The 12,858-nt window shown below is 42.6% G+C and carries 16 protein-coding genes; 6 read left to right on the forward strand and 10 right to left on the reverse strand.

Annotation, left to right across the window (positions count from 1 at the left end; genetic code table 11):
* Positions 1-11: 11 nt before the first annotated feature.
* The 4 genes from RB622_RS14025 to RB622_RS14040 form a co-directional block, all read right to left on the reverse strand.
* Positions 12-572, reverse strand: coding sequence for a pseudouridine synthase (locus RB622_RS14025; RefSeq protein ID WP_409021447.1), 561 nt, complete (start codon positions 570-572; stop codon positions 12-14).
* Positions 573-644: 72 nt separating this feature from the next.
* The gene (locus RB622_RS14030; RefSeq protein WP_308047193.1) at positions 645-1,229 is read right to left on the reverse strand and encodes a Uma2 family endonuclease; all 585 of its coding nucleotides are present in this window, start codon (positions 1,227-1,229) and stop codon (positions 645-647) included.
* Positions 1,230-1,353: 124 nt separating this feature from the next.
* On the reverse strand, positions 1,354-2,118 hold the full coding sequence (locus RB622_RS14035) for an exodeoxyribonuclease III (protein ID WP_308047194.1): 765 nt from the start codon (positions 2,116-2,118) through the stop codon (positions 1,354-1,356).
* A 21-nt stretch (positions 2,119-2,139) separates the two neighbouring features.
* A complete protein-coding gene (locus RB622_RS14040; RefSeq protein WP_308047195.1) occupies positions 2,140-2,775 on the reverse strand; it encodes a hypothetical protein in 636 nt (211 codons plus the stop codon).
* Positions 2,776-3,125: 350 nt separating this feature from the next.
* On the opposite strand from RB622_RS14040, the gene RB622_RS14045 reads away from it, so the two are divergent.
* Complete coding sequence (locus RB622_RS14045; protein ID WP_308047196.1) at positions 3,126-3,626, forward strand: DUF4494 domain-containing protein; 501 nt, start codon at positions 3,126-3,128, stop codon at positions 3,624-3,626.
* Positions 3,627-3,638: 12 nt separating this feature from the next.
* Here the strand turns inward: RB622_RS14045 and RB622_RS14050 are convergent, their stop codons facing one another.
* Positions 3,639-4,376: a hypothetical protein gene (locus RB622_RS14050; protein ID WP_308047197.1), complete on the reverse strand. Its 738-nt coding sequence runs from the start codon at positions 4,374-4,376 to the stop codon at positions 3,639-3,641.
* A 58-nt stretch (positions 4,377-4,434) separates the two neighbouring features.
* A complete protein-coding gene (locus tag RB622_RS14055) occupies positions 4,435-5,793 on the reverse strand; it encodes an OmpA family protein (protein ID WP_308047198.1) in 1,359 nt (452 codons plus the stop codon).
* Positions 5,794-5,963: 170 nt separating this feature from the next.
* Between RB622_RS14055 and RB622_RS14060 the strand changes: the two genes are divergently transcribed.
* Positions 5,964-6,773 (forward strand): UDP-2,3-diacylglucosamine diphosphatase, encoded by an 810-nt coding sequence (locus RB622_RS14060; RefSeq protein WP_308047199.1) that lies wholly within the window; start codon positions 5,964-5,966, stop codon positions 6,771-6,773.
* 95 nt (positions 6,774-6,868) lie between these two features.
* Here RB622_RS14060 and RB622_RS14065 read toward each other — a convergent pair whose 3' ends face one another.
* The 4 genes from RB622_RS14065 to RB622_RS14080 form a co-directional block, all read right to left on the reverse strand.
* Positions 6,869-7,618, reverse strand: coding sequence for a carboxypeptidase-like regulatory domain-containing protein (locus RB622_RS14065; RefSeq protein ID WP_308047200.1), 750 nt, complete (start codon positions 7,616-7,618; stop codon positions 6,869-6,871).
* 182 nt (positions 7,619-7,800) lie between these two features.
* The gene (locus RB622_RS14070) at positions 7,801-8,634 is read right to left on the reverse strand and encodes a phosphatidate cytidylyltransferase (protein WP_308047201.1); all 834 of its coding nucleotides are present in this window, start codon (positions 8,632-8,634) and stop codon (positions 7,801-7,803) included.
* Positions 8,606-8,827 (reverse strand): DUF2007 domain-containing protein, encoded by a 222-nt coding sequence (locus RB622_RS14075; protein WP_308047202.1) that lies wholly within the window; start codon positions 8,825-8,827, stop codon positions 8,606-8,608. Before RB622_RS14075 ends, RB622_RS14070 begins: the two co-directional genes overlap by 29 nt.
* A gap of 68 nt (positions 8,828-8,895) precedes the next feature.
* The gene (locus RB622_RS14080; RefSeq protein WP_308047203.1) at positions 8,896-9,828 is read right to left on the reverse strand and encodes a CPBP family intramembrane glutamic endopeptidase; all 933 of its coding nucleotides are present in this window, start codon (positions 9,826-9,828) and stop codon (positions 8,896-8,898) included.
* Positions 9,829-9,970: 142 nt separating this feature from the next.
* Between RB622_RS14080 and dusB the strand changes: the two genes are divergently transcribed.
* The 4 genes from dusB (at position 9,971) to frr (ending at position 12,846) form a co-directional block, all read left to right on the forward strand.
* Complete coding sequence (dusB, locus tag RB622_RS14085) at positions 9,971-10,960, forward strand: tRNA dihydrouridine synthase DusB (RefSeq protein WP_308047204.1); 990 nt, start codon at positions 9,971-9,973, stop codon at positions 10,958-10,960.
* The gene (locus RB622_RS14090; protein ID WP_308047205.1) at positions 10,954-11,475 is read left to right on the forward strand and encodes an acetyl-CoA carboxylase biotin carboxyl carrier protein subunit; all 522 of its coding nucleotides are present in this window, start codon (positions 10,954-10,956) and stop codon (positions 11,473-11,475) included. Before dusB ends, RB622_RS14090 begins: the two co-directional genes overlap by 7 nt.
* A gap of 63 nt (positions 11,476-11,538) precedes the next feature.
* Complete coding sequence (gene pyrH / locus RB622_RS14095; RefSeq protein ID WP_308047206.1) at positions 11,539-12,258, forward strand: UMP kinase; 720 nt, start codon at positions 11,539-11,541, stop codon at positions 12,256-12,258.
* Between the two features lie 27 nt (positions 12,259-12,285).
* Positions 12,286-12,846, forward strand: a complete 561-nt coding sequence (gene frr, locus RB622_RS14100) for a ribosome recycling factor (RefSeq protein ID WP_308047207.1) — start codon at positions 12,286-12,288, stop codon at positions 12,844-12,846.
* Positions 12,847-12,858: the final 12 nt, after the last annotated feature.

The following is a 12,858-nucleotide window of genomic DNA, read 5'->3' on the forward strand; positions in this document are numbered from 1 at the left end:
AAGATCCGGAGTCAAAGTGTAAGCTGCCTGACTTCCTTTTCTGTAACTTCCCATACGTCCCCCGGTTTAGCTCCTTCGGCGTTAAAATCAGCGAGATTAATTTTTCCAATCGCCCAGCGCACAAGACGCAAGGTTGGAAATCCCACAGCTGCCGTCATGCGCCGAACCTGCCGGTTTTTACCTTCATGCAATGTCACCGATAGCCAGGAAGTGGGAATATTTTTACGAAAACGGATGGGTGGATTTCGCTCCGGAAGTGTAGGTTCGTTCAATTGGGAAGCTGATGCGGACAAAGTCTGATATGATTTCCCATTGATCGAAATTTTCACACCCTCTGCCAGCTGGTGACACGCCTCCTTAGTAATTTCCCCTTCCACCTGCACATAGTAAGTTCGCTTATGCCGGTTTCGGGGTTCAAGCAATTTTGTTTTGAGGTAGTTGTCATTGGTCAGCAAAAGCAGTCCTTCGCTGTCAGCATCCAGCCTGCCAACGGGATAGATATCTTTTGGAAAACTAAAATCAAGATCAGCCAAAGTAGTATGATCGCCTTCACGACTGAATTGTGAAAGCATTCCAAAAGGTTTGTAAATTAAGAAATAGCGAAACAAAGGTATGCTGATTATGGACAATGAGAAGCCCAAATTTTATTTAATAATTGATTCCAGATCGAGGACGAATCCGGGAAGTACAGACTCTCCTGACAGTTTTACTTTTAGAGAATCTAGAGTTACGATGGATTTATCTGCTTTATAAATATAAACCATATGATCGAAACGGTCTATCAGCCAAGCCAGCCTGGCTCCGTTTACAATATACTCCTCCATCTTTTTCAAAAGATACTTAATATCATCCGACTTTGACCGAATTTCCACAACGAAGTCTGGACAGATCGGCGCGAACATTTCTTTCTCTTTGTCTGTTAAAAAATTCCATTTCTCTTTTTCAATCCATGAAACATCAGGAGACCGAACTGCGCCATTCGGCAATGTAAAGCCCGTTGAAGAATCAAATATTTCCCCTAAACCCGAATTTTCATTCCAAATGAATAATTTTCCTAAGACCTGAGAATTAAAATTACCAGTAAAAGAACCTATTGGTGACATAAGTATAATATTTCCATGCGAGTCTCTTTCGAACTCTAATGTGTCGTTCATCTGGCAAAACTGAAAGAAATCTTCATCACTCATCAGTTCTCCCATTTTCAAAGTTACAGGCATGGAGATATTCATAACTTATTTTTATTTTCCGTCTCTATCAAAAATACAAAATATTTATTGATAACTAGCTGTTGGCAATTAGCTATATGCGATTAGTTCAGTAAGCGGATAACAGATATGATTCGGATTTGTTACCCTATTCAATTTCCAGCCAAACCGGGCAGTGATCCGAATGGACGGCATCATTAAATTGCCTGCTGCCCACGATTCTGTCTTTAAGTGTATCGGCAACGGAAATGTAGTCGATACGCCAGCCTTTGTTATTGGCTCTTGCGCCTGACCGGTATGTCCACCAGGAATATTCCTGTAACGCCGGATTTTTAAACCTGAAAGCATCCGTATAACCGCTTCCAAACCATTTTGTCATCCATTCTCTTTCTTCCGGTAAAAAACCTGAAGACTTTTTGTTTCCTTTCGGGTCGTGGATATCAATCTCGGTGTGCGCAATGTTATAGTCTCCACAAATAATCAGGTTGGGGCGTTCGATACGGAGTGTATTTACCCAGTTATTGAAGTCTTCCAGGAAGCTCATTTTTACGCCCTGACGCATTTCTCCGCTCGTTCCCGAAGGGAAATAACAATTCAACAAAGTGATATTTCCAAAATCAGCGCGGAGAATCCTGCCCTCAGTGTCATAAACCGGGAGGTCCAGACCAACCGAAACAAGATCTGGCTTGATTTTAGAAAAAATGGCTACACCGCTATATCCTTTTTTTTCGGCAGCATGCCAACCGATCAGCTCATAACCCAGCTCCGAAAATCCTGACAAATCCACCACATCCGGTGTCGCCTTCACTTCCTGAAAACATAGTACATCAAAAGATTTATCCTTTAACCATTCCAGCAAGCCATTTTTCAAGGCTGCGCGGATTCCGTTGAGGTTATAAGTGAGGATTTGCATGCTGATTTTTTCCGTTAATATTTATTTGTTGATACCTAAAATCATATCCGTAGTAATTTCCTGATCGAAAGTAAGATAACCCGGATAATTGATCTGCTTTCCGGCAAGATCCAGCGTTGGTTTAACTTTCACCGTGAATTTAGTCGGTTTTGAACCTGATTTTCCCGACAAAGCCAATACCATGTTGATAAACTCGTCGCGTGTAGCGTCATTTGTTAACAACTTATACACATTGGCGCTCAGTTTGACAGGAACGCGTGTACTGCCGCTGCCCGGATAAACCTCAATTTTTTCATTCAAAAAACCGTTAAAAATCTCGCTGTTGGTCAACAAAACTTTATATTCCAACTGATTAATAGCCGCCTTTTTACGGGTAGGATTCTTGATATCCAGATTTACACGTAAATCAAGCGGTACATCTTTACGCAGGAACGCAAGCCCTAACCGGGGATATCTGGCCAGATCCAGATCACTGATGCTTTTAATATTCCTGAACTCACTGACATCAATACCGGCCAGATAAATGCTGTCGGCCGAGGCAATTTTATATTTACAATCACCGAACGCTTTCGCTTCCGAAACCTGACGACTTACACCACAGCTCGTAAATAACCCAACCGAAGCCAAAATCGCAATAACCCAAATTTGTTTTTTCATCGTGTGTTAAAAATTTCTTGCAAGATAAACAGTAGCTACTACAACGTGCATACCTGTTCAGCATTATTCTTTTGTTATTACTTTTTTGCGAAAGGCCTTATTTACTGGTTCTCTGGTTTCTAAACAGGAAATGAGCGGGCTTTGATCCGAAACTATTTAGCCTAAATATTTTTTGTTACCCGTCTGATGGCGAAAAAGCCATCAGACGGGCGATTCCGTCCGACGGTTTTTCTACCGTCGGACGGATAACAAACCATAATCCTTTTTGATAAAAATCTTGTTGCAAGCCTTACTTCCAGCACCTACCTTTGCAGACTTTTACAACCACTTTAATTCAAAAACAAACTACAATGGCAAGCTGGTATTTAGGAAAAATACGTTACCAAAAGGAAGACGAAGCAGGGAGTCTTAAAACAATTAATGAAACATATCTTGTCGATGCCATTTCCTACACCGAGTCGGAAGCAAGGCTTTACAAGCAGATCGTCACCGGCGCCAGTGATTTCAGTGTCATGGCGATTTCGAAAATGCGTCTGGCCGATTTGTTTTCTTATGAAGACGGAGAAAAGTGGTTTAAAGCCAAAGTGGTTTATTTCTCTGTGGACGAAAAAAGCGGCAAAGAGAAAAAAGTCGTGAACTATATGCTGGTAAACGCCGATGGAATTGATCAGGCTTTGCAGCGAATTACAGAAAGCCTGCGCACCATGCTGATTCCTTACGAAACGACGGACATGAACCTAACGCCTATTCTGGATGTATTCCCTTACACGGCGGAAGAGGAAGAAGTTGAAATTCCTGCAAATTTACGCCCTCTTTCCGAAGTAATGGCGGAAAGAGAAGCGTTACAATAGATATTTTCGAGTCTAATCCCCCACTTTTACCTCTGGATATCCACGGGTAATGGCCAGAAAGGGATTAGGCTCATAACTTTTCAGTTTGAGCACGGCATCCTTCGAATTCATTTCTGTCAACAACTGGCGGTTTCCGAAAATGTAAGTATAGTCGAACGAGACAGGCAGACTGGCTACGTTTTCAATCAGCTCAAAACCGTACAAAGGATAAATACCAAAGGGAGGCGTGGTCAGCCACAACTTATCTTTTTCTTCCGATCTGGCATAAGACAGCTCGTATTCGATACTTTCCCAACCAAAGTCTTTTCGTTTATTACCTGTTGGAATGCAATAGGTATTAAAATCTTCTGTCTGCTGTTTAATTGTTTCAGCATCCGGCTTTACCTCTTCCACCTTTTCGGTAATTTTCATCTTTTTACCCGCCTCATCAGCGCCGCAGTAAATGTACTTTCCATCCTGGAACGCGATGATAAAATCGAAGTTTTTTCCGGTTTGCCCATAACTGTCCTCACGCTTGAAACACATCGTTCCCGTCACCGGATCTACGTAAATAACAATTTCACCTTTCTTCTTATCCGATTTATTTTCGTATTCGAAAGTGAGCGCATGGGTAAAATAATACTGACCTTTTTCAGGTTTCCATTGCGTAGCTCTTTGTAAAACCGGCTTTTTAGCAGCCTGAGCCATTAATACATTGGTTCCTGAGACCAATAAAACAAGGAAAAGATAACTGGATATTTTTCTTAGCATAACATAAATAATTAATGCCTGCAAGCTAAAAAGAGACTGTCGAAAAACCATGACCAGCTCATAATTTGACAAACTCAACCCGGCGGTTATTGGCCTTCCCTTCGGCAGAGGTATTCGGAGAAACCGGTTCGCTTTCACCTTTCCCATCTGTTTCCAACCGGGTTTTGTCAATGCCAAAATCCCTGGATAACGCTTCTTTTACAGATTCCGACCTTTTTTTCGATAAGGCCAGATTGCTACCGTCCTCGCCATCAGCATCCGTGTGACCGATAATTTTAACCTTAACCGAGGCATTTTCAGTTAACACAGCCGCAATGTCTTTCAGTACGCCAAAGGACTCCGGTTTTATTGTCGCAGAATTTACGTCAAACAATATCCCGTTGGTCGAAAACTTCCCTTCTGTGATTAGTTTGTTACGGGTATCAGGTGCGCCCACCGCGAGCCGAAGATTCGAAACAAAAAACCGGTCTGCCTCTCTATGATAACCCTGATTACTGAAAGCGATGAAATTATAGTTTGTTACGGGGTTAAAAGCTCTTGGCAAATCCCACACTTTATAGTCATCCACATACAATCTCAGCCTGGATTTTTGTCTCCAAATCGAAACTTTGACAACATTGTGCTCGGGAACGTGAAATGCCGGAATCTCCTTTTCATTTTTCATGATCGATTCTGCCTGATTTTCAAAAATATCAAAAGTAGCAGAACCTTGTTTCCCGCCCGCAGAATAAGGATGGAGGCCCAATTCCAGGCCCTTGGCTTTATTGCCATCATACCATTTCCAATTCGAAAAACTTTTAGCAGGATCCGCCAGTTCGGCAATAACCGTGCGCAATGCGCCGGAATAAAAACTAAACTCGGAAGTAGTCGCCAGGTTAAATTCTAGCGTAAAATTTTCGGGAAGCTTCGTGATAAATTCAGGATAAAAAACGCCTTCGGGCCCCAACATCAGCCATTTCCCTTCTGTTCCGGCAATTGTCACGATCTCACCCGATGAATTGGTATTCCATTTCGCAGGAAAATCCCCTATGGCGTCCTGCGAAAAATCTTCCACGGCGACAATTTTGTCTCCCGGAATAAAATCGAATTTGCTGTATGATTGTAATGTAGGTTTCCCCGCTTTGACGGCCGTGTTTTCACCTGCTGCATCGGCACTTTCGTTACTGCCGTTACTTTGTTTTTCACCCTTATCCGCCGGTTGCTCTTCTTTTGTTTTCTTGTCTTTCTTCTTAAAGAGGTTGCCGATACCTTCTTCCATTTTATCAAAACCCTTATCCACAGCCTGGTCAACCTTCCGGTTTGCACGATTCTCCGCCTGCCTTTCCGCAACTTTTCCGGGGTCATTGATACGAATCTGCGCTTTCGACACCCATGAAAAGCACGTTAAAACAATCAAAATCGATATTTTTTTATACATGACTGTCAGCAAATTAAGTGATTGATCCTTGAATCCGTCTTATATAAAATTACAAAATAACTTCCTTGAATACTACATCAACTGAGTTACCGGCAAACACATATTCACAGACATACAGGCGTGTCATTTACGCGGAAGATTGTAAATTGCGGCGCATTTGTATACATCGCATGAATTTCAATTTCGAAACCAAGTCAGTCACACTACGCGAAGGTCGGCGTGTTTATTTTTCCTCAGATTTCCATCTTGGCGTTCCCTCGGCTGAAAAAAGCAGAGACCGCGAAAGACTGATTGTAAAATGGCTGGAAACCATCGAACATGATGCCCAGATCATTTTTTTGGTGGGGGATATTTTCGATTTCTGGTTTGAATACGGGCACGTCATTCCGAAAGGATTTACGAGGCTTCTGGGAAAACTGGCAGCACTTTCCGATCGGGGCATTGAACTAATCCTCTTTACCGGCAATCATGATATGTGGATGTTCGGTTATCTCAAAGATGAAATCGGCGCGACGATTTATCGTAATCCTGTAAATTTTGAAATTACAAGCAGTACAGGTTTAAAAAAATCAATTCTTGTGGGGCACGGCGATGGATTGGGGCCCGGTGATAAGGTATACAAAATCTTAAAACGCATTTTCGAAAATTCTTTCTTCCAGTGGGTATTCAGAATTGTACATCCGGATGTGGGCATGTGGATCGCTTCTGAGTGGTCAAAACGAAGCCGCATTGCCAATATTAATAAAGGCGAGGAACAATTCATGGGTGATGATCACGAATGGCTCCTGATCTATTGCAAGGAAGTGGAAAAGGAGCAACATCACGATTATTATGTATTCGGACACCGTCACCTGATGCTGGATCTGGCCGTCAATGAACGCAGCCGGTACATCAATTTAGGGGAATGGGTGACCAAGCATTCCCGACAGGCTTATGCCGTTTTCGACGGTGAACGATTGGCATTAAAAACAACCCGCTAATTTATTCCTGCAAAAAATTGCTTCATTTTAGAAATAAAGAACAAAAAAAATCAGCCCAGAGGAGCTGATTTTTTACTTTTTTTAACATTTCAACGTTATTTTTCGTCCTTCTTAGGATTCTCAAACTCTTCGTTTTTCCTCAGAATGTCTTGTCTCGTTATACTTTCACGGGGCGCCTGGTTCAGTTCTTTCCTCCATTCTTTCTGTTTAAGATCACCATTTTTAACAGATTTGATAAAGTTTGCCCAGGCGAAAGGGTTCAGGAATGGAAATGTCGTGGCAAATCCTTTTCCCACCGCTGATTCCCGGCCAAAAAGTTGCTGATCAATGGTATAACGATAATTGGTCTGCGCGTTGTTAGGCACCTGAGCCGCCATACGGTTGATATAGTCAGGATCGGTACTGCGCGCCAGGGCATCACGATCGGCCTGATCCGGTAATTTTAGCGCCAAAAAAGCCTTTTTAAACTCTTCTTCGGTTTTCCATGGATAAATTTTCACCTCGGAAAGCATGGTCACATCCTCCTGCATCGCTACAATTGCCGAATACGTATCCGCATTATAATTGCGGGGAATGACATGGTACTGCTTTTTATACCCTACATAGCTGAATATGATACTATCGCCGGGAAAAACCGGGATGTGAAAATCACCTCTGCTGTCTGCCAGCGTCCCTTTTCCTGCTTTGGGGATAAAGATATAGGCCCCCGGCAATCTGTCGGTACTTTTTCCGCCCACAACAACCCCGTTAAAGATAATCGCCTTCTGCTCACCCTGTGCAAAAACTTTCTGCCCACATAGTACGCTTGCAAGTATTACAAAATATATTAAAAATCCTTTTTTCATTCTTTACAGGTCGTTATTCAGTACCGGCATCCTCATTTTCAGGCACTGTAAGGGTTATAGTTGATTAAAGTCGACTTTAATATATGCTAAAATTTTCTCAATACTATGTAAAAAAGTATTCCTATTATTCAAAAACGGTTGAACCTTGGATGCATTGCCCGAATAAAGATTTAATCCGTTTGTTACGAAAACAATTTAAGGAATGTCACGATAAAAGGTGCCGAAAGCAGTAATCCATCAAAACGATCCAAAAACCCGCCATGCCCCGGGATACTATTCCCCGAATCCTTAATGGCAATACTGCGTTTGAACAATGACTCAACCAGGTCTCCATAAGTACCAACGACCACAATGATAGCGCCTATGCAATACCACTTCCAGGGTTCGAATGTACGGAAATAATGCCCGAGGACAAAAGCGACCAACGCAGCAAATAATGCACTGCCCATCGCACCTTCCCAGGATTTTTTTGGGGAGATACGTTCAAAGAGTTTACGTTTACCAAATTTTGTTCCCGCAAAATATCCACCGATATCCGAAGCCCAAAGCAAAAGCAAACTGCCCAGTACGATCTCATAGTTATAAATCCCGCCGCGCATGGCCATCACGATGATTAATGAAAAAGGCAGCGCCACGTAAATTATCCCCAAAAAAGTAAAGCCAATATTCGTAAATGGTTTTAAATCATTCTTTTTATAAAGCTTGATAAAAAAGATCATCGACAATAAAGGACTGATAATGAAATAGTTTTCAAAAGAAACCAGATCCTGTTCTATCAGATACGCCAATAACATCATAACTGTGCCACAGAACGTGCCATAATAAGTCAGTGGCTGATTTCCGTCCAGGCCTAAAAGCTTATAGAATTCCAGCTGCGTTAAAGAACTGATCGTGCAAAAAAGCAGTAAAAAGCTCCATTCGCTGTAAAGTATACACCCAAGAATGATGACGAATCCTATGAGTCCGGTGATGGTGCGCTGTTGTAAATTACTCAGATTCTGCAAGGGATTCTTCATTAGATAAAATGGTTTGAGCCCGAACAAGATCTGTCATAGGAACGTGCACTTCGCACATACCAAAAATTGGATAGCTACTATCCTGTTTATTTACAATGACAGCTGCAATTCCATTTTGTTCCAATATTTCTCTGGCTATTTCCGCCCGAATCATCTGCCTGGTATGATATACCTTTCCCCAATTTTCGTCCATAGATGTTACTCTGTGCAAGTCCTGTGACTTTGCTATGCTGAGTGTTTTTAATTGTTATTTATAATTTTCTAAGCCAAAGTTTTCTGCTTCAGCCCTGTTTTTCTAATCTCGAATAAAATCGCTGTCGTCAAGACAATCGATACTAGAATTGTTGTCAACGGCATGGTTTTGATTTCCTCGATGTTTACTTTCAGCACTTTGGTGTTGTACAAAAACATCATCACCAATACGAATCCGTTGTTGACAAAATGTGCCAGTATCGCCACTGATAACCTCCCAGACCAATAATACAAATATCCGAACAACGCCCCGAGTATCATCCGTGGCAAAAATCCGTAGAATTGAAAGTGAATAGCACTGAAAATCGCAGCCGAAACCCAAATTGCAATATGTACATTGGCCCAATGTTGTGCAAGTTTACGTTGTATAATGCCACGAAACAACACCTCCTCACCTAAAGCAGGAAGAAGCACCACAACAGTCAGTGCAACGAGCAACTGGCCAATCTCCTGATAATTGGTCATAAACTTTGTCAGCATCGCATTCTGGTCCTCCTTGTCACGCATCCACGTTTCCAGCCACGACCAGGATTCGGGAAATACCATGTTGGAATTCCACGTAATAAACTGGCTGTTGATCGGAATAAAAACCAGAACGACAATCGCCGCAAGAAACCAGGTGATCGGGGCAGGCTTTTTCCTGAAATTAAAATCCTGCAAATCCTTACGCTCCATATAAAACCAATACAGCAGCGAAGGCAGCAGATAAGAAAAAAAGTGTACTATACCCTGCAAAACCATCATGGCGATCCATCCGTTGGGAATATTTTCAGGATGAATAAACAATTCTGTCATCAAACCCGTGATACTATCTGCATCAGAACCAGTTATCAAGGCAAGGATGAGAACTGCCAACACATTACCCACAGCCATTCCAATAAGCACGAAACCAACCAAGACCAACAAACCTCCCAATGTACCGGGCACTCGTGTATGTACCAAATTTGAATAACTTTTTTGCATAATTGGTGTAAATTTACAGCTAATTATGAATTTAAAAATATCGGGGGACTGTTGATGGATAAGAAAAGGTCGTTGAAACCTTGATAAATTCTGTCCCCAGGCATATCCTGACACATCATAAATGGTAAAAATAGGTAAAATAGAACTGAGCGATTTCCCGCTGCTGCTTGCTCCGATGGAGGATGTGAGCGACCCGCCCTTTAGGGCTGTATGCAAGGAAAACGGTGCGGATTTGATGTACACGGAATTTATTTCTTCGGAAGGATTAATTCGTGATGCAGCAAAAAGTGTGCAGAAACTGGACATTTTTGAATATGAAAGACCCGTGGGCATCCAGCTTTTTGGCAGCGATGTTGAAACGATGGGATCCTGCGCAGAAATTGCTTCGAAAGTAAATCCGGACCTGATCGATATTAATTATGGATGTCCGGTAAAAAATGTAGCTTGCCGCGGTGCCGGTGCTGCCTTGTTACAGGATATCCCTAAAATGGTACGCATGACCGAATCCGTCATTAAATCCACGCATTTGCCGGTAACGGTAAAAACAAGGCTGGGATGGGATGAAAGCACGAAAAATGTTCAGGAAGTTGCAGAAAGATTGCAGGATATCGGTATTCAGGCACTTTCGGTACATGGAAGAACGCGCGTACAAATGTATAAGGGTGAAGCAGACTGGACCCTGATCTCCAGAATAAAGGATAATCCGCGCATCACGATTCCTATTTTTGGAAACGGCGATGTGGACAGTCCTGAAAAGGCACTGGAGTATAAAAACCGCTTTGGCGTCGACGGGATCATGATCGGCCGGGCGACCATCGGCAATCCGTGGATTTTTAATGAGATTAAGCATTTTGTAAAAACAGGCGAAAAACTTGCTCCTCCTACCCTGGCTGAGCGTGTGGCCGTTTGCCGCCGCCATCTCGAATTTTCCATTCGCTGGAAAGGACCAATCGCGGGCGTTTTCGAAATGAGACGTCATTATACCAATTATTTTAAGGGACTGGAACATTTCAAACCTTTCCGTATGCGCCTGGTAGAGGGTATGACTTTTGAAGAACTGGATGAAATACTCAATGAAGTCGTACTGGAATACAGCGAAGCCTTATGTTAAAAATTAAAGTAGGTGATAAAAGCGGCGACGCGACGCAGGATGAATCTTTTGAAATAACCCAGAAGGAAAATCAGTGGCTGATCGGTACAGATATTTTTGACGGAGACATTGTAAAGCTGAATGACAGCCTCTTTCACGTACTTTGGCAAAACCGTTCTTTCACTGTGGAAGTGGAGGAATCCAATATCGCCGACAAAACTTTCAAATTGCTGATCAACGGGCAGCCTTATGAAACCTCTGCAAAAGATCAGTTTGATCTGTTGCTGGAAGGGCTTGGTATGCAGGCAACAGCCACAAAAAAAATCAACAATCTTAAAGCACCCATGCCCGGACTTATCCAGTCTGTTGCGGTAACACCGGGCCAGGAAGTGGAAAAGGGAGACACCTTACTGGTTTTGGTTGCGATGAAGATGGAAAATATTATAAAGTCTGCCGGCAGCGGTATTGTGAAAACCGTAAAAGTTACACCGGGCGAGATTGTAGAAAAAAACCAGGTATTGATAGAGTTTCAATAAATTCCTTGGTAATCTGAACTACCTACGCTTATTTTTACAAAATAAAACACCAACAAACAAATCATGCCCCAACCAAAATACAAACGTATCCTTCTCAAACTTAGCGGAGAAGCACTCAACGGTGGAGATAAAACACAAGTAATCGACTTTAATATTCTGGACAGCTATTCAAGTGAGATCAGAAAAATTGCGGATGCAGGTGTACAAATAGCAATCGTTATTGGAGGAGGAAATATTTTCCGGGGAGCGTCGGTGGAAAAATCCGGTATTGACAGAGTTCAAGGCGACCATATGGGCATGTTAGCTACTGTTATTAACGGGATGGCCATTCAGAGTTCTCTTGAAAAACACGGCATGCGTACACGGCTCATGTCAGCGATTAAAATGGAGCAGGTTTGCGAGCCATTGATCCGTCGCCGGGCCGTACGTCACCTGGAAAAAGGCCGTATCGTCATCTTTGGTGCCGGTACAGGAAACCCTTACTTCACAACCGACACCACAGCCGGTCTTCGCGCGATTGAGTCCGAATCGGAAGTTGTATTAAAAGGTACCCGTGTAGACGGCGTTTATACGGCCGATCCTGAAAAAGATCCTTCGGCGACCAAGTATACGCAGCTTACTTTCGATGAAGCATTGTCCAAAAATCTTAAGATCATGGACCTGACCGCATTCACACTTTGTAAAGAAAACAATGTCCCGATCATCGTTTTTGATATGAACAAACCTGGTAATCTTTATGACCTGGTGATGGGTGGAGAAGTTGGGACTTTGATATCGAATTAATAGAAAAACAATACCACCAAGTAAATCATGGAAGAAATAGAATTATATCTGGACGACGCCAAAGACACCATGGAAGGTGCCATCAAACACCTTATTATTGAACTGGGAAAAATACGCGCCGGCAAGGCATCTCCTCAAATGCTGGACGGCCTCCAGATTGATTATTACGGCACAATGACCCCTTTGTCCAACGTCGCGACGATCAACACCCCGGATGCCAGGACTATTGCCATTAAGCCGTTTGAAAGAAAAATTATTAATGACATTGAGAAAGCGATCCGTAACGGAAATTTAGGTTTCGCTCCTTCTAATGACGGGGAAATGATCCGTATTTCCGTTCCGCCACTTAACGAAGAACGCCGCCGTGAGCTTGCAAAACGTGCGAAAAACGAGGTTGAGACAGCCAAAATCAATATCCGTAACATTCGTCAGGATGCGAACAATGCGCTTCGTAAATTAACGAAAGAAGGCGTTGCAGAAGATTTGGTAAAACTTAGTGAGGACCGTGTTCAGCAGCTTACCAATAGCTTTGTTTCAAAAGTGGAGCAAATTCTTGCTGCCAAGGAAAAAGAGATTATGGAAGTTTAATCCAGCGGTTGG

Origin of the sequence: Dyadobacter sp. LHD-138 (assembly GCF_030929615.1) — a bacterium.
In the GTDB taxonomy this organism is placed as follows: domain Bacteria; phylum Bacteroidota; class Bacteroidia; order Cytophagales; family Spirosomataceae; genus Dyadobacter.